Genomic DNA, 21,235 nt, shown 5'->3' on the forward strand with positions numbered 1-21,235 from the left:
TCTATTATTTACCAACTTTAAGGATAGCTAAGAACGCATCTTGCGGCACTTCGACGTTACCTAGTTGCTTCATTCGCTTTTTACCTTCTTTTTGCTTCTGTAGAAGCTTTTTCTTACGGCTTACGTCACCACCGTAACACTTTGCAATTACGTTTTTACGTAACTGTTTAACAGTCGTACGCGCAATAACATGCTGACCAATTGCCGCTTGAATTGCAATATCAAACTGTTGACGTGGAATCAGATCTTTCAGTGCCTCAGCTAATAGGCGACCACGTGATTGTGCGATATCACGGTGTACGATTATGGCTAATGCATCGACACGTTCACCATTAATTAGTACGTCCACACGTACCATGTCTGACGCTTGGAAGTGCTTAAAGTTATAATCAAGTGACGCAAAACCACGGCTTGTTGATTTTAACTTATCGAAGAAGTCCATGACTACTTCAGCCATTGGTAATTCGTACGTTACCGCCACTTGCTTACCATGGTAGTTCATTTTAGTTTGTACGCCGCGCTTTTCAACACAAAGCGTAATTACGTTACCTAAAAATTCTTGTGGAACTAATATGTTAGCTTCAACAATTGGCTCACGGATCTCAAGAATATTATTTACCGGAGGAAGATCCGATGGGTTATCAATCTGCTTAACGCCGTCTTTAGTTTCTACTTCGTAGATTACCGTAGGTGCCGTGGTAATAAGATCAATATCGTATTCACGTTCAAGGCGCTCTTGGATGATTTCCATGTGTAGCATACCTAAGAAGCCACAACGGAAACCAAAACCTAACGCTGTTGAGTTCTCTGGTTCAAAGAACAACGACGCATCGTTCAAGCTCAGTTTATCAAGCGCATCACGGAATGATTCATAGTCATCAGATGAAATTGGGAACATACCCGCATAAACCTGTGGTTTAATACGCTGGAAGCCTGGTAAGCGCTCTGGAGCAGAATTACGTTGTAAAGTAATGGTATCACCTACTGGTGCACCGTGGATTTCTTTAATACCCGCAATTACAAAGCCTACTTCACCGGTTTTTAAGATGCCCGTGTTAGTTTGCTTTGGTGTGAAAATACCCACTTTATCAGCAATGTGAACTTGGTCATTCGACATGATCTTAATTTTATCGCCTGCGCGCAGCTCACCGTGCTTAATACGTACTAATGATACAACGCCTTGGTATGGGTCAAACCATGAATCGATAATTAATGCTTGTAGAGGCTTGTCTTTGTCACCTTCTGGTGGCGGAATATCTTTAACGATAACCTCTAACACTTCTTCAATACCAATACCAGTTTTCGCACTACATTGCACAGCATCTAGGGCATCGATACCAATGATGTCTTCGATTTCTTCAGCAACGCGAAGTGGATCAGCTTGCGGTAAGTCGATTTTGTTTAGAACTGGAATAACTTCTAAGTCCATTTCGATTGCTGTGTAACAGTTAGCTAAGGTTTGTGCTTCTACACCTTGACCCGCATCAACAACTAAAAGTGCACCTTCACAGGCTGCAAGTGAACGCGATACTTCGTATGTGAAATCAACGTGTCCTGGCGTGTCGATAAAGTTTAACTGGTATGTTTCGCCATCTTTCGCTTTATAATTTAGCGTTACACTTTGCGCTTTGATGGTAATACCACGCTCACGCTCAATGTCCATTGAGTCTAACACCTGCTGCTGCATTTCACGGTCTGTTAAACCACCACAAACTTGGATAAGACGGTCAGAGAGAGTCGATTTACCATGGTCAATATGGGCGATGATCGAAAAATTACGGATATGCTTCATAAACTGGATTCTAAACTTCTATATAAAATGGACTAAGTGTATAAAGCGACAATTTTACATTTAATTGGCTTTAATCACCATCTATTTGAGTGAAAGGAATAGTAATTGGGTGAATTTTTATTACTTTTATATCATGTTTTAGGCTCTTAACCCTTGATTTAGCTATTGCATAGCCAATTAAGCCCCCCAACAAGGCCGCTAAAATTTGCCACCCTTCAGCAAGCGAAAATACTGCAAAAGCAGCTAAAGCGAACCCTAAACTAAGTAATAGTGGCAACATATACACAGCCATTGCATGTTTTACTAAATGACTATCATCCAATGCTAAGGTCACTTTTTGCCCTACTTTTAGCTCATTATCGAATGTATATGGGAATGTTTTTTTAGCGGTACCAAATAACTTGGCAAAGACTTGTGAGCCACAACGGCCATTGCACCCTGCACAGGCTTGTTTTTGCTCTGCTTCTAAATTTGCTGTCGTGCCTTTTACAGACACGACAGTGAGTGTTTGTTCAATCATGGTTTAAAGAGGTCGCGCTACCGACTCTGCAATGGCTTTGGCTGTCATAGCGGGAATATTACCAACAACTGACACATCAAAGCTACCACTGTTATGAACATAAACTGTAGTAGCACCCGATGAAAGCGCACCACTGGGGCGTTTACCTGGTAATGGTCTTTGAACAAATACAGAGACTTCAACAAAGCCATCTGAATACAAGTAATAATCTGTTAGCTCATTGTTTAAATCAAGCTTATGGCGATCAGATTTTAACAGTTTAAATCCATCAGGTAACCAGCCTATCTTCCAATTATTAACCGCCGTACCTGTGCTTTCATTGTCAATTTCACTCACTGGTAAGGGAGTTGGAAAGTCACGGTTTTGCATCTCAAGCAATAAGGGAGCTGGCTGCTCCGTCACACTGATATGAGTAAGCTGTAATTGTTCCAACATTTCGCCTTTGTGGTTAACGTAAGCAGATTTAAGTAATAATGATGACTCAGTATCAAGCCAAATCCAGTAATTAAACTTAAATTCGTCCTTTGATTCTATTCGAACCAATTGCGCTGAACGCCCAGCTATACGGCCTTTTCCGCCAAGAACGAAATCATAATGAGCACTTAAACGCTCAATATCTTTAAACAAAACCTCTGGAATAGGTCCTGCAATTGAGTCAGTTTTGACAGAGTAAGGCTCTGAGTGGGGCTCAAAATAAGTAACTTGATCGTTCACACGAGCCATCTCAAGACCAGCACCATTCAATAAACTTAAATGCTCAAGCTCAATATCACCTTGTTTTGCGTGTAACCAGCGATAAGGCTCCATTGCTTGACCTTTAACGACCACAAAGGATGCATCAAAGTTACGGGTATGAACGGCTTTAGCCATATCTAATAATAATGCTTTGGCGGGGTTTTCGTCGCTGGCAAAAGCGGATGCACTTATTACCAGCGATAAAATAAAAGTAATAACTTTCATTAAATTAGTGATTTTCCTCTTCGGCTTTGGCCTCAGTTTGCGACTTTTCTAATGAATAAGCAACACGTGCTTGTCTATGGTGCTCTAGAACAAGTGCACCAATTCGCTGCTGCTGTAACTCACGCAAACCTTGCTGTGCATTTTCAAGCGCTGGCTGTTCAGATGAGTAGCTCACCGGTGATGCCACGCCAGTCAATGGGGTTGTTTGTAGCAATGGAATGTCACTTTCAGGTGACTCACTGTTTTGCGGCAATGTTTGTACGCCCACTATCGCGAACATTGCAACGCTTGCTGCGATAGCAACTTGTGCAAATGGACGGCGCCAGTTAAATGCGACAACATTGTCAGTACCTGTTGCTGCCACGATTTCTTCGCTTTTTGGTGCATTTGTTTTATTCGCGAAATCGGCATAGACAGGTTCGTGTTCAAGTGCATCTGCAACGGCGTCGGCAATATCAAAGTTAAAAGCGCTGTTATTTGCCTCAGCACGCATTGCATCACCGATCATCGCATAACGACCAAATGTCGCGACATCGTCTTTTGTTATCGCTTCATCGGTTAGTTGCTGTTCGCCGTCAAGTAACGCGGATAGCTGCTCGTTATCCAACTTGTTAACGTCTGCTTTTGTCATACTAAGACTCACCTATTAATGGATTTAATTTATTATCAATCGCTTCGCGGGCACGGAATATACGTGAACGTACAGTTCCCACGGGGCAATCCATAACCACGGCTATTTCTTCATAGCTCATCCCTTCTATCTCTCGAAGGGTAATCGCAGTTTTCAGATCTTCAGGCAAACTATCAATTGTATTAAAAATTACAGCACGTACTTCGTCACTGAGTAACAGATTCTCTGGCGATGCGTTAGAACGCATTGCATCTGCACTGTCATAAAACTCAGCTTCTTCTGCATCAACATCGTTCGCTGGGGGCTTTCGGCCCTGAGCAACTAAGTAATTTTTAGCACAATTTACGGCGATACGGTATAACCAAGTATAAAAGGCGCTGTCCCCTCTAAAGTTAGGTAACGCACGATAAGCTTTAATAAAAGCTTCTTGAGCGACATCAGCAACATCACCTTGATTCGACACATAACGTGAGATCAAGCCTGCGATTTTATTCTGATATTTTCTAACTAATAGGTTGAAGGCGTTTTTATCTCCTTGCTGGACCCTTTTAACTAGCGCTAAATCCAAATCCTGCTCGCTCATTCGAGCCGGTACTCCTCTGTTTGATTCTTGCTTGCTATTCATATACTCGCCATTGTTTACACAAACTCTGACTGCACGATGAATATAAAAGTTCAGTTTAAAATGTTTTTTTTATAAGATAGCATGCAAATATATTGAGTTATACCGTTCTTATTTGCGTAAAACTTCAAAAATAGCTTTAAAATCAACAGCTATTCTACATTTGTGCAAAACAGTTGATAGTACACTGTTTATATGACAAAAAATCTAATAAGATTGGTATAACATTTAAAATAACTAATAGTGCTACAGCAAATATGGTACATATACATATATCATATCAAAATATTTTTGCTCAAACTTTTGCACTATCAGCTGAGCATTGTAACCGCTAAGACCACAGACATGAACCAAAATAAACATCACATTACTGATGTCGCTATCATTGGCAGCGGCGCCGCAGGCCTTTCCCTTGCCTTATCACTCGCTAATCACTGTAAAGTAACCGTATTAAGTAAAGGGGCACTTACAGAAGGCTCTACATTGTATGCACAAGGCGGTATTGCGGCGGTTTTTGATAAGAAAAATGACAGCATTGAATCTCATGTTGAGGATACACTTGATGCAGGTGGTGGCCTGTGTGACCGTGATGCGGTTCACTACACTGCAAGCAATGCTAAAAAGTGTTTAAAGTGGCTTATTGAGCAAGGTGTGCCTTTTGACATGGAATTTGACTCAAAGGGCAAAGAACGTTTTCACCTAACACGTGAAGGCGGCCATAGTCATCGCCGCATTCTGCACGCTGCTGATGCAACGGGTCGTGCTGTACAAACAACACTTATCAGCCAAGTACAAGCACACCCTAACATCACGTTATTAGAAAACTACAATGCGATTGATTTGATCAGCGATAAAAGCCTTGGCAAAAAAGGAAAGCATATCCATGGCTTATATGTCTGGAATTGTGAAGATAAAAAAGTAGAAACGATTGCTGCTAAGTTCGTCGCGCTTGCAACTGGCGGTGCAAGCAAGGTGTACTTATATACCTCTAACCCAGATGTATCGAGTGGTGATGGTATTGCGATGGCGTGGCGCTCTGGTTGTCGAGTGGCGAATATGGAATTTAACCAATTCCACCCGACGAGTTTATATCACCCAGAGCTGCAAAACTTTTTGATCACAGAAGCAATGCGCGGTGAAGGTGCGTATTTAAAACGCCCTGATGGCACACGCTTTATGAAAGATTTTGACGAGCGCGAAGAGCTTGCGCCTCGTGATATTGTCGCTCGCGCTATCGACTTTGAAATGAAACGCCTTGGTGCAAACTGTGTCTATTTAGATATCAGCCACAAAGATAAAGATTTTATTATTGAGCACTTCCCAACTATCTACGCAAAGTGCTTAAGTGTTGGCCTTGATATAACGAAAGAAGCGATTCCAGTCGTCCCTGCCGCGCATTATACGTGCGGTGGTGTCATGACTGACTTTAATGGTCGAACAGATCTCGATAATTTATATGCCGTGGGTGAAGTCGCTTATACAGGTCTTCACGGTGCAAACCGAATGGCGAGTAACTCATTACTTGAGTGTATTGTGTTTGCCCATGCTGCGGCAAAAGACATTTTAAGCAAAATTGACACCTCACCTGCGCCAGAACCATTACCTTTATGGGATGAAAGTCGTGTCACTAACTCAGATGAAGAAATCGTTATAACCCACAACTGGCATGAGCTAAGGTTATTTATGTGGGATTACGTGGGCATTGTGCGCTCAACCAAGCGCTTAGAACGCGCACTGCATCGCGTTGAATTACTGCAGCAAGAAATCCATGATTACTATGCAAACTTTAGGGTTACAAATAACTTACTAGAACTTCGTAACTTGGTACAAGTTGCGGAGCTGATTATTCGTAGTGCCCTTGAGCGTAAAGAAAGCCGCGGGCTTCATTATACAATCGACTACCCAAATCAAACTGAAAACCCCACACCGACTATATTAACACCTAAGCTGGTTGCTGCACTGCAATAACCGCTCGTCGCAAACGAGAAAAACTTAGCTCATCAACACTGGCTGACGAGATAATCAGCCAGTGTGATTGATAAAAGCCAATTAATCTTATAACTACATGATTTGCAAATACATAGCTCTTGGGACTTATTTTACCTTGCAGTTGTAATTGTTCATTAAAAAAACCTAACTGCGATTGCTGCAAAATAATAACTCCCTCACTGGGCTGTGCTTGTTTTACTTTTTTAAAACAAACAACACCAATCACAAGGCAAGCAAAACAGGCTAAAAGCTCTGATAAGATATGACTATAAGAAAAGTATAATAATAGGGCTAGAAAACAAAAGAAGACCACAAAAGGTTTGTGGTCTGGGAAGTTATTTTTGACGGTAAACCTATACACGAACTCGGTCTAAAATAAGCGTCACCATGCTCTTGAGCTCTGCATCTTTACATTCTTCGTGACCCATAAACCATGCAAATAAATCAGGATCATCGCACTCAAGTAGGCGTTGAAATACAGCTTGCTGCTCTGTAGATAGTGAGTCAAACGCTTGTTCAACGAATGGCATGAATAAAACATCAAGTTCGAGCATACCACGGCGGCACGCCCAACGAATGCGTTCTTTACTGTGAATTTCAGTCATTTTAAACCTCGTACTTATTTGTCTGCAGTTTAACAAATTGCAATCGAATAAACAGCTATTTAAATTGCCACCCTAACTAAGTTATCATTAGGGTTCACTTATATCGTAAAGAAGGTTTTTATGTCGACTGTTTACGCATGCCCATTATCTCATACGCTTATTAGCCTTTCAGGTAAAGATAAGCTGTCATACCTTCACGGGCAAGTTACTCAAGATATCAATAAGCTAAGTAACGATAACTTCTTATGGGCAGGACACTGTAATGCCAAAGGTAAACTTTGGGGTGTGTTCAAGCTATTTACATACCAAGATAGCTACTACCTAGTTGGCTCTAAACCTGAGGTAGCACAATCTTTGGTCGAATTAAAAAAGTATGCTGTATTCTCTCAAGTTGAGATTGAGCAATCTGATAAGCCGCTTATTGGCTTAACTGGTGAAGATCTTACCTCAACCCTCGCGTTGTTGAATATCCATTTTAATGATACTCAGACTGCTGTTGATTTTGCAGGAGGCAAAGCGCTAAAGCTTGCAGAAAACCGCGTATTATTGATGGTAAATAATGACTTTAGCTTACCTGACGATATCACCGCACTTGATAATGACAACATGTGGCAAGAAGCAGCAATCACTGCCGCTGAACCCTCTTTAAATGAAGATGCTATTGGCGAATATGTACCGCAAATGGTTAATTTACAGGCTATAGGCGGTATTAGCTTCAGAAAAGGCTGTTATACAGGGCAAGAAACCGTCGCCCGTATGAAGTATCTCGGAAAAAATAAACGCGCCATGTATATCGTCGCAGGTAAAGCCGATGGTTTACTCGATGAACTAGAGCTTGAAACACAAATGGGCGAAAACTGGCGCCGTGCAGGCAAGCTTATCAGCCAATGTTATAATCAACAAACGCACACTCTTGTGGGCCTTGTAGTCTTACCAAATGACAATGAAACAGGCCACGTATTACGTGCAAAACACCTCCCTCAGGTTGAGCTATCAATTCAAGCTCTACCTTACTCTCTCGAAGATGAATAAATAGGAATGACTATGATCGTAGCAGCAAACAAAGTGGTAAAAATGCATTATTCAGTATTGGATAATAACAAAAATACCATCGACAATTCTTTCGATGGTGAACCACTGGTGTTTATCGTGGGCACAGGATTTTTAATCCCTGGTCTTGAAAACGCGCTACTCGGTAAAGAAGCCGGTGATACATTCAGTGTGACTGTAGAGCCAGAACAAGGCTATGGTGAGCGTCACGACGACCTAATGCAAGCAGTGCCGAAGTCGATGTTCGAAGGCATGGAAATTGAAGTAGGTATGCAATTTAGAGCAACAACTGATGCAGGCGATCAATCAGTCATGATCATTGAAATCCAAGATGAAGACGTGATTGTCGATGGTAATCATCCTCTTTCAGGTATTACGCTTCACTTTGATGTTGAAGTACTCGAAGTACGCGATGCCACAGAAGAGGAGCTTGCACACGGTCATGTGCATGGCGAAGGTGGTTGTGGTCACAGCCACTAAACCTGACTATAAAAAAAGCGCCATTGGCGCTTTTTTTATATCTGCTGTGTGCTTATTCGACTACTTCTTCTGTATCCACAGAAGCGTCTGTCACAGGTTCTGCAACATGTTCTTTAAGCGCAGCCAGTAAACCTTCTTGGTCGTTGGTTCCTAAACGGTAGTGTGTACCATCTTTCATTGCCAGTTCGACTGCACTGAACCCTGAAACACTATAAACCCACCCATCATGCGTAATGCGCAGACCTACACCATGCCGAAATGAGTTACTTACCGCTCGAACAGACTCAATCTCATCAAAGCTAACGGTTTTACCAAACACACCTGGCCCAAATGCCCAACTTACCGTTTTATCACTTACTTTTATTGTTAAGCCATGGAACAAAAAGCCCACCAGCACTAGAATTGCGCTAAACACCATAAGAGGTATATCGGCGCCAATTAAATTCCAAGCTAAGGCAATAAAAGCGCCTATCCAGCCTAAAACAATAAAGATAAATAGTGCATATTGCTTATGTTGATACATAAAGAATTCTCTAATTAAAAGCTATAAACAAAGGTTGCACTGAGCTCTGAATCATACTTAAGCTTGTCTTCCTCTGGTTTTGAGTTATAACGGTACATATAGGTAAATTTAAGCGATACATCACCCATGATTTTGCTGATCAGCGAGGTTTCTGATTTTAGTCGCGAGTTTAACCCAGACATAGATTGCTCATAACTTACATCTTGGTTAAAACGTGTGCGTGCAGATACCGTGCGCTCCCACTGCAGAGCTAAGCGCAATAAGTAGCCGGTTTTAGTTTCATCCTCTTCGGTTGCCATATCTTCATCGGCAACTGAGCGGTAAAGGCCGGGCCCAACATCTATATCAACCTTGTTCTTGCTACCTTGGTATATGCGATTACCATAACCTGTAGCCACAGTGCTTTTAAACTCTAAGCCACTAAACTCATCTTCTTCATAATCAGCATAAATAAAGAAAGATTCATTTTTAACGTTTAGCTTGTAGTTACCCTGCCCTGATATAAAGATTCGATCAGCTGAAACTTCATCATCACCAGTTTCGTCATTACGGTCTCGTTTATATAGGGTGTCTATTTTGAATTGGTTACGCCATTTTTCAAAATCCTGATACAGGTTACCTTTATATTTAAAGCTGGTTGAATGTGTATTACCACTACTAATCATAAAGCCAAATTCCATATCCCCATAAAGCATCTCGCCCTTATGGATTTTATGGATTTCTTCTTCAGATAGCTGACCATACTCATGAAAATCTTCAAATGGATCAACAGCGGCAACCTGCCAGCTAGTCAGCATAAAAGCGACTAAAAGCACACGTTTTAGTGTATAAAAGCAACTCGGGATTAAATCAAACATCGGCGGAAAATTTATTCGCTATCTTTCCAAAGAATATGACAAAAAGGCGCATCTTTATCTCGGCTAATTAAAATTTTGGCAAACAGAATATCTTGATTATCAAACTCAAGTCCTACTAAGACTTGCACAAACAGCTCAGGTTCAATCTCTAATGCAACAAAATCTTGCCATTGATTATCCGGTTCACCTTCTTCAATAAAACCGAGCTCTTCGCGGTGTTCATTAAAGTCAGCAATATCTTGCTCGCTTAAGTTGTCAGGTGCTAATTCTAAAAATATATCATACGCCTGATGTGTTACTTCTTCTTCACTGTATAAGCGTGGACCAGCCATGACCAAAACCCTCTGATATTTGAATTAAGCTATGATAACAAACCTCTTTTGAGTTTTACCAAAAAAAAAGCCAGGTTACCCTGACTTTTTTATTTTTCGCTGAAGGCTATGAAGATGCTTGCCCTTTTATTTTTTCACGCATCCCCTGCACAAGGGTATAAAATAATGGCACCAACAATGTACCAAATATCGTAGCAGCTAACATACCGAACAGCACAGTTACACCCAGTGATATTCGACTTCCAGCGCCTGCACCGCTTGCAAATACTAAAGGTAATACGCCAAGCACAAACGAGAGGGCTGTCATTAGCACCGCTCTAAAACGCATTTTCGCCGCATTTAATGCTGCTTCGAGAATTCCTTTACCCGCTGAGCGTTCTTCCATAGCAAACTCAACGATCAGAATAGCAGTTTTAGTTGATAGGCCAATTAACAACACAAGGCCCACTTGTGCATAGATATTGTTTTCCATACCAATTACATATAACGCAAGCATTGCACCAAATAACGCCAGTGGTACGGCCGCAATGACCGAAAATGGAATCGTCCAACTTTCATATTGTGCGACTAAGAATAAATAAACAAAAACAACCGCTAAACCAAATAGAATCGGTGCAACATTACCTGCTTCTATTTCTTGTTTAGATTGCCCAGCCCATTCATAAACATAACCCGTGGGCAGCTGCTCAGCTAATTCTTGCATGACTTTTATCGCATCACCACTTGAGTAACCCGCTGCGGGCTGCCCGCTAATACTCGCACTGCGGTATAAATTAAAGTGCGTTAAGCTGGTTGGGCCAAGGATTGGCTCAAGCTTAGCAAGCGTGGTAAGCGGCACCATTGCACCTTCATCATTACGCACATAGTAATATTGTAAGTCGGCAGGGTTTTGACGAAAACGACTCTCCGCCTGCATGATCACTCTGTATGTGCGACTAAATTGATTAAAGTCATTAATATACAATGATCCTAATTGTGCCTGTAAAGTTAAGAAAATATCACTAAGTGCCACCCCTTGGGCCTTGGCCTTATTGCGGTCAATCTCTAAAAAGTATTGCGGCACATTTGCTCTAAATGTGCTGTAAACATTAGAAAGCTCTGGACGCTGATTTGCCTCATAAATAAGTCCATTTAATACCTGAGCAAGCTCAGCGGGCTCACGCCCTTCACTATCTTGCAACCTAAACTCAAAACCTGCACTGGTACCTAACCCTGGGATTGATGGTGGATTAAATGCCATAATCTGCGCATCTGGCATCGCCCAAAACTGCCCCATTAAACGTGTTAGTACCGCACGCAAACCAAGTTCAGAGCTAGTTCGCTCCTCCCAGTCTTTTAACACCACAATCCCTAATGCATTATTTGAACCTGCACCACCTAGTAACGAAAACCCAGACACGGCTATAAAATCAGTCGCTGCGGGTTCATTTTTTACAATATCCCCTAATTTATGCATCACCTCTTGAGTACGATTACTTGCTGCTGCGTCTGGCAACTGCACATCAACGAACAAAAAGCCTTGATCTTCTGCTGGTACAAAGCCTGTAGGAACCGTTTTTACAAGCCACCCTGCGGCAGCAAAAATCACCACAGCGAAAAGTGCCATTCGCGCAGAACGCTTTAAGATAAAATTAATTACTTTGCTATATCCGCTGGTTGAGCGTGTGATCACATTTTCGAAAGGAGCCAACCATTTTATTGGTTTCATGGCTTTTTCATTTAATAGCAAAGCACACAGCGCAGGACTTAAAGTAAGTGCATTAACAGATGAAATAAGTACAGCGAATGAAATCGTTACGGAGAATTGTTTATAAAGCTCTCCGGTGATCCCTGGCATAAATCCAACAGGCACAAATACCGCTAATAACACGAGGGTGGTTGCAACAATGGGGCCTGATACCTGCTCCATTGCTTTGGTAACGGCTTCTTTTATAGGTAGTTTTTCTTCTTTTAGGATCCGCTCAACATTTTCGATAACGATAATAGCATCATCAACCACAATCCCGATTGCCAGCACCAAACCAAAAAGCGTAATTAGGTTGATGGAATAACCCATCATCATCATAAATGCGAAGGTACCCACCAAAGACACCGGAATCGCAACGGTAGGAATCAGTGTTGCGCGCCAATTTTGTAAAAACAAAAACACCACTAAAATAACCAAACCAACGGCTTGTACAAGTGTTATTACCACTTCTTCAATTGAACGGTTAATAAATTCAGTTGTATCATAGGGAATTGAGTACTCAATACCATCAGGTAACTGCTTTGCTAGCTCCTCCATACGCGCTTTAACATCGGTAGCAACTTGTGTCGCATTCGCCTCAGTTAGCTGATAAATAACAATAAACGCAGTATCTTGCTGGTTTAATTTGGCGGTCGTACTGTAGCTCGCGGCTCCCATTTCAATGCGCGCGATATCATTTAAACGCACAAAATTACCATCTTTATTTGCGCGAATAATAGTTTGACCAAACTCTTCTGGTGTCTTTAAACGCCCCTTCGCCTGAATTGAGTATTCAAATTGCTGGCTAGGCCCTGTTGGTGCCGCACCCAACTTACCGGCCGCCACTATGGTGTTTTGCTCTTGTAACGCAGCTTGTACTTCCGCCACCGTTAACTCTAAAGAAGCCATTCTATCGGGACGCAGCCATAATCGCATCGAGTACGTCTGCTCCCCCATAACCTCTGCTGAGGCCACACCATTGATACGCCCTAAAGGCTCAGTTAAATAATTTGTCGCGTAGTTACTTAGAAAAATAGCATCAATATTATCTTTGCTTGAATAAAGGTTAATACCTAAAAGCATTGAGCTTGATTTTTTCTTAACCGACACCCCTTGACGCTTCACTTCTTCAGGCAAACCTGACTCAGCCAGTGCGACACGATTTTGCACATTAACCTGTGCTATGTCCGTATCAGTGCCGACTTTAAAGTAAACGGTTATATTCGCAGTACCGTTATTAGATGAAGTTGACTCGATATACATCATATCTTCAACCCCATTGACCTGTTCTTCAATAGGTCTAATAACGGACTCTTCGACTATTTGCGCACTCGCACCAGGATAACTGGCTGTAATTTGTACTTGTGGCGGGGTGATTTGCGGGTACATATTAACCGGCAATAAAGCCATCGATATTAAGCCCGCAATCGTAATAACAATAGATATAACCAGTGCAAACTTAGGGCGAGATATAAATGTTTTGCTAATCATCTCATACTCCTAAGAGTTTGCTTTATTAGAAATAGTGCCTGTTGTGGCATCTACTTTCTTTTCCACAGCCTTAACTTCTGCACCTTGCCGTACTTTTTGCAGGCCTTCAATAACCACCTTTTCCCCAGCTTCAAGACCTGATTCAACCACCCACATGGCATTGATACGGCGGCCAAGTTCAACAATACGCATGGCGACTTTATTATCATCACCAACAACCAGTACAAATTTACCCTGTTGATTTTCTTGCACGGCGACTTGTGGGATCAGTGCAAGTTCTTTTTTATTGGTACTCTCTACGATTAAAGTGACAAATAACCCTGGCATCACAATACCATCGGGATTATCAAACGAGGCTCTAAGTTCAACCGTACCAGTATTACGGTTAATTTTAGTATCAGCAAAATCTAATACACCCTTTGCAGGAAAGGTCGAATTATTCGGTAAGCGTAGTGTTAAATCTATTGGTACATCTCGCGGGTCGCGACCTGACGGTGTCTGGTGCTGTTGACGATAACTAATGTAATCTGCCTCTTCTACCTGAAAACTCACATAGATAGGGTTAACATCTGTCAGCTCTGCAAGTTCATTTGATGATGGCCCAACAATATTGCCAACATCATAATTTACTTTACCAATGCGCCCACTGAATGGCGCTTTAATTTCGGTATAGCTTAAATTTAACTTCGCTTTCTCAAGCTCTGCTTCTGCCGCTTTAACCGCCGCAGTTGCTTGCTCAAAATTGGTCGTTAATTTGTCGAGGTCAGATTGAGAAATAAACCCTTGTGACGCAACATCTTTGCCGCGCTTTAAATCTCGCTCAGCTGCACTGGCCGCTGCGATACGGCTTTTTAAATCAGCTTCAACTTCAGTGACCGTTGAACGATACTCTGAAGGGTCAATACGAAGTAATAACTGATCTTTTTCAACAGACGAACCTTCGTCAAAGTGACGCTCAATAAGCTCACCTTCAACTCGCGCTCTAATTTTAACCTCTTGAAATGCCTCTGTTCGTGCTACAAATTCGCGGTAGTTACCGACCTCTTGTGTATTCACATTGTATACAGAGACAGCAGGGGGTGGTGTTGCTTGCTGCTGAGACTTGTCATCTGAACAACCTGTAAGTACGACACTTAATGCCAATGCATATACTGTTGTTGTTATAGATTCAGTTGATAGCTTTTGCATGCGTTGTGTATTGCGCATCAGCATATTTTTACTCCTTGTAGCGCGACTTAAAGCTAAGTCTAGTCGTGTCATGGGATTTTGCGAAAATTTGAAGCAGTATCTTATTAATCGCAAAACCGAACTAGCTGTAAACCAGCATCTTTGTTTTAAAAATATACATCAATTTGTAACCAAATATATGACGAAGTTACTCTTTTTTAATAAATCACCTAATTCTTTGTCACACATCAGCATTTCTTTACATACATGTGATTAGTTCGTAAGCTCTAGCAAACAGGTCAGAGGAGTTACCATGATAAAACTAGAAATCAAACAACAGGTCGCTTGGGTTAGCCTTGCCCGTGCCGAGAAACAAAATGCACTCAGTTTTGCTATGTTTGTGGAGCTTTCAAACGTGATCAAAAAAATTAAAAACGATCGCAGTTTGCGTGCTGTGGTGATCTCTGGCGAAGGCGAGCACTTTTGCTCTGGGCTTGATGTTGCTGCGGTGATGAAAAAGCCGAGTAATATCATCAAACTATTATTCAAGTGGTTACCAGGAAACCAAAACCTCGCGCAAAAAGTGGTGTTAGGTTGGCAAGACTTAAGTATTCCGGTGATAGCTAAAATTACCGGGCATTGCTTTGGCGGCGGTATGCAAATCGCGCTCGGGGCTGATTACCGTATTGTCGATAAAAACGCAAAGTTAGCAATTATGGAGGCTCGCTGGGGTTTGTGTCCTGATATGGGGGCTAACGTTGTACTTGCAGGCTTAATGAAGCGTGACCAGGCACTTTGGCTTGCAAGCCATGCAGGGCCTGTTTCGGCTGAAGACGCTAAAGAATATGGCTTGGTTACGCAACTGACTGATGATGTCGATAAACAAACCGATGCTGTACTTGAAACATTGATGGCCCGCTCACCCGATACACTCGCTGCAATTAAACGCATTACTCAGCAAAGCTATCGCTCACAGCAACGTAAAATTCTTGCTAAAGAAACCTGGAGCCAAATTCGCTTACTAATGAATCCGAATACCAAAAAGGCGATTGCGAAAGCCAAAGGCGCTGAAGATGTTCAATTTAATAATGCTAAATCATGGTAAGCTAAAGTCGCATAGTACAGCTGACAAGGGTATGATGTAGTTGTACTTTATTCGCAATTATCCTGACTCATGAAATACCTAATCAGTAGCGCCATTATTCTTGCTTGTTTAGCCGTTGCTAAGTATTTAACGGCTTTGTTTGAAAGCAGTTTTCCAGCTCCATTACTCGGTATGGTCTTGTTACTCGTATTACTTTTAACAGGTATAGTAAAAGAGCACCATTTAAAGCCGACAGCCAGCCCTTTACTCAATTATATGCCATTGTTTTTTATTCCTGCGGGAGTCGGGATTATTGAACACTTAGGTTTAATCGCTGAGCACTGGCCTTTATTACTGACTATCTTTATTGTTGTGCCACTGACAAGCGTTGTATTGATTGGCTCTGCTATCGCTTACTTTAAGGGGCGTGAAAATGACAGCTAGCTTTTGGTGGTTAAGCGTTCCATTAGTTATTGCTCTTTTCCTAGCGCTGCGTTTTTTAAACGCTAAAACACACCATGCTATTGCAAAAGCACTTACCAACCCAGTTTGTTGGGCAATTGTGCTAATTGCAGCGTGTTTAATGATACTCAAACTCCCCTACGCTCCATTCGCTGAGCACACTAAAGTGCTAAGTTGGTTACTTGAACCGGCGATTGTAGCTTTAGCTCTACCGCTTTATCAGCAGTTTATACATGTTAAAAAGAATCTACTATTAATTCTGATAAGTTGCAGTTTAGGGGTAATCAATGCCACGCTGGTTGCATCGATTATTTGCACTTTGTTTTCCGCGCCCGCAGAACTTAGTGCATCCTTGGCTAGTTTGTCAGTAACCACACCTATCACTTTACTGGTTACCGATGCACTTGGCGGTATTCCTTCTTTAGCAGCGGCTATGGTGATTTTTATTGGTGTACTTGGGGCAATTTTCGGTAATTTAATTTTCTCGCTAATAAATATACATAATGCACAAGCTAAAGGTGTCGCAATTGGCACTGCTTGTCATGCTATTGGCACTGCTTCTCTTATAACAGAGCAACCGAAGGCAGGCGCTTTTGCATCTGTAGCTATGGCATTGAGTGCGCTATTAAGCGCTTTAATCGTCCCCTTACTCTACCCCGCCATTCAACATCTGATATAGTAATAACCAGCAGTAAACCTTGTTAGGAAAAGCCATGATTGACGCAGAATTACAACAAGTGGAAAAATACTATAACCTGATCACCGAATATTTAGTGACATACAGCATGCAAATAGTGGGTGCGATCTTAATTTTGGTATTTGGCTTGTGGATTTCACAAAAAGTATCAAATATGGTGGCAGCCTTAATGCAGCGCCATAATATAGATATCACCCTCACAAACTTTATCAGCAATGTTATAAAAGTCTTGCTGATCATCATGTTCCTCATTATTGCGCTGGGTAAAATAGGCATCAGTGTTACTCCTTTTGTGGCTGCTATAGGTGCCGCCTCATTAGGTGCGGGTTTAGCACTGCAAGGCATGCTTTCAAATTATGGTGCAGGGCTTGCGATTATTGCAACGCGGCCTTTTGTGGTAGGTGATACAATTGAAGTAAAAGGGGTGAGCGGGCAAGTTAAAACAATTGAGCTCGGCTACACTATTTTGATTAACGAAGAAAAAGTCGAAATCACCATTCCTAACAAACATATTGTTGGCGAAATTCTGCATAACTCGTTTAGCTATTCACTCGTAAAAGGCGAAATTGATATAGCTTATGATGCAAATGCTGACTTGGCTATTGAGCTGATCGAGACCGTTTTAAACGATCATGAGCTGGTTGCCGATACACCACACTCACAAGTCGGTATTGAGCGCTTTGCCGAAAGCGGTGTCACCTTGAGCTATCGTTTTTGGGTGCCAACCACCAAAATTATTGAGACCAAATTAGCGATAAATCGTAATGTATTTAAGGCAATCCAAGGGGCGGATATCGAAATACCTTTCCCACAACGGATTGTTACTCTCAATCAAACTAATGATAAAGGCGCTTAAGGCGCCTTTTTTGCAGCTTGTCGACAGAGATTGTGTTTGTTCAAAAGATTGTAGTACAATTTAAATGATAACAATTACTATCATCAATTAACGTCGGGCTATTTTTACCATGAGTAAACGTCTTTGGTTCCAACTGCATGGTTGGTTTTCGCTCCCAGTATGGGTGCTATTTTGCTTTATCTGTGTCACAGGCACTGTATCTGTAATAAGCCATGAACTTACTTGGCTTACTAACAGTGAAGCACGTGCAAACAACCCAAATGATTTACCAGCACTAGGTGTTGATCAAGTTATTAATAGCGTAGAAAAAGCTTACCCAACCGCCGATGTAATGAGTGTACTCACTTATGAGCCTTACCTTGTTAATGCTGTTATTTTCACAGATACCGACAAACCTTACGCTGTGGCTTACGTCAATCAATACACAGGCGAAGTACAAGCGGTTAATGACACTATCTCATTCATCGAATTTATGCGTACCCTACACGGCTGGCTATTCTTTCCTTGGCAAGAAGGCTACAGCATAGGTTACTACTTAGTCAGCGCCATGGCGTTTGTCATTTTAGGTGCACTAGTAACAGGCTTAGTGATTTATAAAAACTTTTGGCGTGCATTCAGTCAACCTAAGCTGCGTTTTAATCAAGGTAAAAAAACCTTTCTTAAAGATTTACATACCCTAAGTGGTGTGTGGTCAATTTGGTTTATGGCAGTAATGGCACTCACAGGCCTGTGGTATTTAGTACAAGCCATCATGTGGCATAACGAAATAGACATAGAAGAGCACGCGCCGCTAGTGGCGGTTTCAACTTTACCTGCGGACAAACAAACACCGCCTACCGATTTAAAAGCGGCACTGGCTATTACCAAAGAGAAATACCCAGATTTCAAACCTAGCTATGTGATGCTACCAGAGCATAACCGCGGTATGTTTAATATTATGGGCAGTGGCGATACTATCTTCTACGATAACTACGCTTACTCAACCTCAGTCAATCCTTGGACGGGTGAAATTGCAGCAAGTAAAAGTCCTGAAACAATGTCGGGGCTTCAAACCCTTTCGCATATTACTGATCCACTTCATTACGGTAATATTGGCGGCCTATGGACAAAGACTATTTGGTTTATCTTTGGTTTGATTTTAAGTGGTATGTCAATCACTGGTTTTATGATGTATGCCGCTAAATTAGTTAATAATAAACCTGTAAAAGCGCGCCAAGCTGCGCCAGTAAATAACGTTCAGGAGGCAAACTAATGGCTCGTTTACAAGCGACTTGGTGGCAACGTAAAAAGTATATTTTACATACTGTGGTACTGGCTTTGCCTGTGTGGTTTATTTATCAATCACTGAACCCTCAGTTTCCTGCTCTTTGGCAAGAGCAACAAGCGGGCGAATTTAAAATCGCGCCAATGCCACTGAATGAAGATGCCCCGTACTCACACCACAATGAGTATGTTAAAGATTTCTTTATCGCCTTTAATCAAGGTGACATAAGCAATGTTCGTCAGGCGTATTTAAATATTGGCCAAGCGCCTCTACCACTAACGGAGTTTACTAAAGATGAAGAAGGCATAATGCATGGCACCAGCCACGGTCAGCATGCCCACGCGATAGCTCCTAAAACCATCTCAGCAGATGATAAACTATGGATCACCATCCAAACTTGGCAAGGCAAACTGCATACCCTCAAATGGGATATTCCCAGCCAGTTTATTACTCAATAATATCTGAAAGGCCACTCACCGAGTGGCTTTTTTGTATCTCTGAAAAAACCTTTATCTCCTCCAAAATAATTAAAAGTAAAATTTTTGTTAATTATTTTCATTAAACACCTTTACAAAAGTAATAATATAATAAAGTATTATAAATAGTTTTCATTAACATCAATGCATTCAATTGATGTTGGTCAGAACTCATCCAAGGAGCTAAACACACAAGGAAAGCTCAATAACAATGATTTGGAGACACAATGATACTTTCAAGAAAAGCGCTTGCAGCGCTCAGCTTTGCAACAACACTCATACTTCCCTGTGCCTACGCGATTGATAATGGCGTATACACGATTAAATCAAAGTACAGCGCTAAGTTTGTAGAAGTAGCTAGCGCGCAAACCAATGATGGTGCAAATGTCAGCCAGTGGGCTGACACAAATCACGACACGCAGCGCTGGTTAATTACCAACATAGGTGGTAGCAACTATTCGGTTATTAACTTAAACAGTGGTAAAGCCCTCGAAGTGTTTGATTTTTCAACGGCCGATGGCGGTAATGTGGTGCAGTATGAATATGCAAACATTGCTAGCCAACACTGGCAAATTAATGACGAAGGCAGCGGTTATGTTAGCTTTATTAACTTAAACAGTGGTAAGGCTCTCGACTTATATGGATTCGATGGTAACGATGGCGCGAACATTAGTCAGTGGAGCTACAACGGCAGCGATGCGCAGCAATGGCAACTCACCAAACTTGCCAATGTTGAATCCACTCCCTTTGATCCATCGACCACCAATGGTGCTGCTGATCATTGGCCACTCACTGGCAATTTAGTTACCCACGATCCAACTATTGGCTACGAGAATGGCACTTGGTGGATATTTCAAACAGGCCCAGGTATTTACGGTAAATATTCAAGCAATGGCGTGGATTGGAATGATGCGCTGCCAATTTTTTCAAATGGTTTAAGTTGGTGGAGTAACTATGTGCCTGATCATGACGGAATTGATGTCTGGGCGCCTGAATTAAAAAGCTACAATGGCCGCAGCTGGCTTTATTATTCGATTTCGACCTTTGGTTCACGTGTCAGTGCTATTGGCCTTACCTCAGCAAACAGTGTTGCCACAGGTAATTGGCGTGATGATGGCTTAGTGATTAACACCACCAATAGCAATAATTACAACGCCATTGACCCAGATCTTGTGGTAGCAAAAGATGGTGCACCTTGGCTTGCATTTGGCTCATGGAATTCGGGTATTAAACTAACGCGTATTAACCCAATGACAATGAAACCATTTGGTCAAATCTACTCATTAGCAAGTCGCTCAGGTGGTATTGAAGCGCCGACCATAGTGTATCGCCAAGGCTACTACTATTTGTTTGTTTCAATTGGCAAATGCTGTGATGGCACAAATAGCACATACCGTATTGCTTACGGGCGCTCTACCGACATTCGAGGTCCGTATCTAGATAAAAATGGCACCGACATGTTAGCCAGCGGCGGTAGCATTCTTGATGCGGGTAATAGCCAATGGGTAGGGCCTGGTGGACAAGATATTTTAAATACCGATGTAATTGTTCGTCATGCTTATGATGCAGGTGATAATGGCACACCCAAATTGCTCATCAGCACCCTTAATTGGGATGCGAATGGCTGGCCTAAATACTAGTTCTCCCCACT

22 protein-coding genes are annotated in these 21,235 nt (G+C 41.9%); 10 read left to right on the forward strand and 12 right to left on the reverse strand.

The window, feature by feature from the left end:
• Positions 1-4: 4 nt before the first annotated feature.
• The 5 genes from lepA to rpoE form a co-directional block, all read right to left on the reverse strand.
• Positions 5-1,792 (reverse strand): translation elongation factor 4, encoded by a 1,788-nt coding sequence (gene lepA / locus LY624_RS12575; RefSeq protein ID WP_130150423.1) that lies wholly within the window; start codon positions 1,790-1,792, stop codon positions 5-7.
• Between the two features lie 70 nt (positions 1,793-1,862).
• Entirely contained in the window at positions 1,863-2,312 is a 450-nt protein-coding gene (locus tag LY624_RS12580; protein ID WP_130150422.1) for a SoxR reducing system RseC family protein, read from the reverse strand.
• Positions 2,313-2,315: 3 nt separating this feature from the next.
• A complete protein-coding gene (locus LY624_RS12585) occupies positions 2,316-3,272 on the reverse strand; it encodes a MucB/RseB C-terminal domain-containing protein (RefSeq protein WP_130150421.1) in 957 nt (318 codons plus the stop codon).
• 4 nt (positions 3,273-3,276) lie between these two features.
• A complete protein-coding gene (locus LY624_RS12590) occupies positions 3,277-3,903 on the reverse strand; it encodes a sigma-E factor negative regulatory protein (protein ID WP_062569655.1) in 627 nt (208 codons plus the stop codon).
• A gap of 1 nt (position 3,904) precedes the next feature.
• Entirely contained in the window at positions 3,905-4,486 is a 582-nt protein-coding gene (gene rpoE / locus LY624_RS12595; RefSeq protein ID WP_036969086.1) for an RNA polymerase sigma factor RpoE, read from the reverse strand.
• A gap of 384 nt (positions 4,487-4,870) precedes the next feature.
• Here rpoE and nadB point away from each other — a divergent pair, with 384 nt between their 5' ends.
• On the forward strand, positions 4,871-6,493 hold the full coding sequence (gene nadB / locus LY624_RS12600) for an L-aspartate oxidase (protein ID WP_237118101.1): 1,623 nt from the start codon (positions 4,871-4,873) through the stop codon (positions 6,491-6,493).
• On the opposite strand, the gene LY624_RS12605 is transcribed toward nadB, so the two are convergent.
• Together LY624_RS12605 and LY624_RS12610 are read right to left on the reverse strand one after the other, a co-directional pair.
• On the reverse strand, positions 6,468-6,875 hold the full coding sequence (locus LY624_RS12605) for a hypothetical protein (RefSeq protein WP_341803113.1): 408 nt from the start codon (positions 6,873-6,875) through the stop codon (positions 6,468-6,470). The two genes, nadB and LY624_RS12605, sit on opposite strands and share 26 nt — an antisense overlap.
• On the reverse strand, positions 6,868-7,119 hold the full coding sequence (locus tag LY624_RS12610) for an FAD assembly factor SdhE (RefSeq protein WP_237118100.1): 252 nt from the start codon (positions 7,117-7,119) through the stop codon (positions 6,868-6,870). The genes LY624_RS12605 and LY624_RS12610 overlap by 8 nt, the downstream gene beginning before the upstream one ends.
• A 120-nt stretch (positions 7,120-7,239) precedes the next feature.
• On the opposite strand from LY624_RS12610, the gene ygfZ reads away from it, so the two are divergent.
• On the forward strand, positions 7,240-8,151 hold the full coding sequence (ygfZ, locus tag LY624_RS12615; protein ID WP_341803114.1) for a tRNA-modifying protein YgfZ: 912 nt from the start codon (positions 7,240-7,242) through the stop codon (positions 8,149-8,151).
• Positions 8,152-8,163: 12 nt separating this feature from the next.
• On the forward strand, positions 8,164-8,649 hold the full coding sequence (locus LY624_RS12620; protein WP_054554327.1) for an FKBP-type peptidyl-prolyl cis-trans isomerase: 486 nt from the start codon (positions 8,164-8,166) through the stop codon (positions 8,647-8,649).
• Positions 8,650-8,701: 52 nt separating this feature from the next.
• Here the strand turns inward: LY624_RS12620 and LY624_RS12625 are convergent, their stop codons facing one another.
• From LY624_RS12625 to LY624_RS12645, 5 genes are all read right to left on the reverse strand, one after another.
• Positions 8,702-9,172: a hypothetical protein gene (locus tag LY624_RS12625; RefSeq protein ID WP_341803115.1), complete on the reverse strand. Its 471-nt coding sequence runs from the start codon at positions 9,170-9,172 to the stop codon at positions 8,702-8,704.
• Between the two features lie 14 nt (positions 9,173-9,186).
• Positions 9,187-9,969, reverse strand: a complete 783-nt coding sequence (locus tag LY624_RS12630) for a DUF481 domain-containing protein (RefSeq protein WP_237118744.1) — start codon at positions 9,967-9,969, stop codon at positions 9,187-9,189.
• A 71-nt stretch (positions 9,970-10,040) separates the two neighbouring features.
• Positions 10,041-10,361 (reverse strand): HI1450 family dsDNA-mimic protein, encoded by a 321-nt coding sequence (locus tag LY624_RS12635; RefSeq protein WP_130150414.1) that lies wholly within the window; start codon positions 10,359-10,361, stop codon positions 10,041-10,043.
• A 106-nt stretch (positions 10,362-10,467) separates the two neighbouring features.
• Positions 10,468-13,578, reverse strand: a complete 3,111-nt coding sequence (locus LY624_RS12640; RefSeq protein ID WP_341803118.1) for an efflux RND transporter permease subunit — start codon at positions 13,576-13,578, stop codon at positions 10,468-10,470.
• Between the two features lie 9 nt (positions 13,579-13,587).
• Entirely contained in the window at positions 13,588-14,790 is a 1,203-nt protein-coding gene (locus LY624_RS12645) for an efflux RND transporter periplasmic adaptor subunit (RefSeq protein WP_341803119.1), read from the reverse strand.
• Between the two features lie 268 nt (positions 14,791-15,058).
• Here LY624_RS12645 and LY624_RS12650 point away from each other — a divergent pair, with 268 nt between their 5' ends.
• From LY624_RS12650 to LY624_RS12680, 7 genes are all read left to right on the forward strand, one after another.
• Positions 15,059-15,850: a crotonase/enoyl-CoA hydratase family protein gene (locus tag LY624_RS12650; RefSeq protein WP_130150412.1), complete on the forward strand. Its 792-nt coding sequence runs from the start codon at positions 15,059-15,061 to the stop codon at positions 15,848-15,850.
• A gap of 69 nt (positions 15,851-15,919) precedes the next feature.
• A complete protein-coding gene (locus LY624_RS12655; RefSeq protein ID WP_341803120.1) occupies positions 15,920-16,273 on the forward strand; it encodes a CidA/LrgA family protein in 354 nt (117 codons plus the stop codon).
• The gene (locus LY624_RS12660) at positions 16,263-16,970 is read left to right on the forward strand and encodes an LrgB family protein (protein WP_341803121.1); all 708 of its coding nucleotides are present in this window, start codon (positions 16,263-16,265) and stop codon (positions 16,968-16,970) included. The genes LY624_RS12655 and LY624_RS12660 overlap by 11 nt, the downstream gene beginning before the upstream one ends.
• A 34-nt stretch (positions 16,971-17,004) precedes the next feature.
• Entirely contained in the window at positions 17,005-17,844 is an 840-nt protein-coding gene (locus tag LY624_RS12665; protein ID WP_237118094.1) for a mechanosensitive ion channel family protein, read from the forward strand.
• Positions 17,845-17,944: 100 nt separating this feature from the next.
• Positions 17,945-19,096: a PepSY-associated TM helix domain-containing protein gene (locus tag LY624_RS12670; RefSeq protein ID WP_341804409.1), complete on the forward strand. Its 1,152-nt coding sequence runs from the start codon at positions 17,945-17,947 to the stop codon at positions 19,094-19,096.
• Positions 19,096-19,566, forward strand: coding sequence for a hypothetical protein (locus tag LY624_RS12675; protein WP_341803122.1), 471 nt, complete (start codon positions 19,096-19,098; stop codon positions 19,564-19,566). Before LY624_RS12670 ends, LY624_RS12675 begins: the two co-directional genes overlap by 1 nt.
• A gap of 245 nt (positions 19,567-19,811) precedes the next feature.
• A complete protein-coding gene (locus LY624_RS12680) occupies positions 19,812-21,224 on the forward strand; it encodes a family 43 glycosylhydrolase (RefSeq protein ID WP_341803123.1) in 1,413 nt (470 codons plus the stop codon).
• The last annotated feature ends 11 nt before the right edge of the window (positions 21,225-21,235 follow it).

It is taken from the genome of Pseudoalteromonas sp. N1230-9 (assembly GCF_032716425.1).
GTDB lineage: Bacteria > Pseudomonadota > Gammaproteobacteria > Enterobacterales > Alteromonadaceae > Pseudoalteromonas.

Coding starts and splice junctions, on each gene's coding strand:
- ygfZ (WP_341803114.1), top strand. CDS start 7,240: ATGTCGACTGTTTACGCATGCCCATTATCTCATACGCTTATTAGCCTT.
- LY624_RS12585 (WP_130150421.1), bottom strand. CDS start 3,272: ATGAAAGTTATTACTTTTATTTTATCGCTGGTAATAAGTGCATCCGCT.
- rpoE (WP_036969086.1), bottom strand. CDS start 4,486: ATGAGCGAGCAGGATTTGGATTTAGCGCTAGTTAAAAGGGTCCAGCAA.
- LY624_RS12660 (WP_341803121.1), top strand. CDS start 16,263: ATGACAGCTAGCTTTTGGTGGTTAAGCGTTCCATTAGTTATTGCTCTT.
- LY624_RS12590 (WP_062569655.1), bottom strand. CDS start 3,903: ATGACAAAAGCAGACGTTAACAAGTTGGATAACGAGCAGCTATCCGCG.
- LY624_RS12655 (WP_341803120.1), top strand. CDS start 15,920: ATGAAATACCTAATCAGTAGCGCCATTATTCTTGCTTGTTTAGCCGTT.
- LY624_RS12680 (WP_341803123.1), top strand. CDS start 19,812: ATGATACTTTCAAGAAAAGCGCTTGCAGCGCTCAGCTTTGCAACAACA.
- LY624_RS12650 (WP_130150412.1), top strand. CDS start 15,059: ATGATAAAACTAGAAATCAAACAACAGGTCGCTTGGGTTAGCCTTGCC.
- LY624_RS12610 (WP_237118100.1), bottom strand. CDS start 7,119: ATGACTGAAATTCACAGTAAAGAACGCATTCGTTGGGCGTGCCGCCGT.
- LY624_RS12580 (WP_130150422.1), bottom strand. CDS start 2,312: ATGATTGAACAAACACTCACTGTCGTGTCTGTAAAAGGCACGACAGCA.
- LY624_RS12675 (WP_341803122.1), top strand. CDS start 19,096: ATGGCTCGTTTACAAGCGACTTGGTGGCAACGTAAAAAGTATATTTTA.
- LY624_RS12645 (WP_341803119.1), bottom strand. CDS start 14,790: ATGCTGATGCGCAATACACAACGCATGCAAAAGCTATCAACTGAATCT.
- LY624_RS12620 (WP_054554327.1), top strand. CDS start 8,164: ATGATCGTAGCAGCAAACAAAGTGGTAAAAATGCATTATTCAGTATTG.
- LY624_RS12665 (WP_237118094.1), top strand. CDS start 17,005: ATGATTGACGCAGAATTACAACAAGTGGAAAAATACTATAACCTGATC.
- nadB (WP_237118101.1), top strand. CDS start 4,871: ATGAACCAAAATAAACATCACATTACTGATGTCGCTATCATTGGCAGC.
- lepA (WP_130150423.1), bottom strand. CDS start 1,792: ATGAAGCATATCCGTAATTTTTCGATCATCGCCCATATTGACCATGGT.
- LY624_RS12630 (WP_237118744.1), bottom strand. CDS start 9,969: ATGCTGACTAGCTGGCAGGTTGCCGCTGTTGATCCATTTGAAGATTTT.
- LY624_RS12635 (WP_130150414.1), bottom strand. CDS start 10,361: ATGGCTGGTCCACGCTTATACAGTGAAGAAGAAGTAACACATCAGGCG.
- LY624_RS12625 (WP_341803115.1), bottom strand. CDS start 9,172: ATGTATCAACATAAGCAATATGCACTATTTATCTTTATTGTTTTAGGC.
- LY624_RS12640 (WP_341803118.1), bottom strand. CDS start 13,578: ATGATTAGCAAAACATTTATATCTCGCCCTAAGTTTGCACTGGTTATA.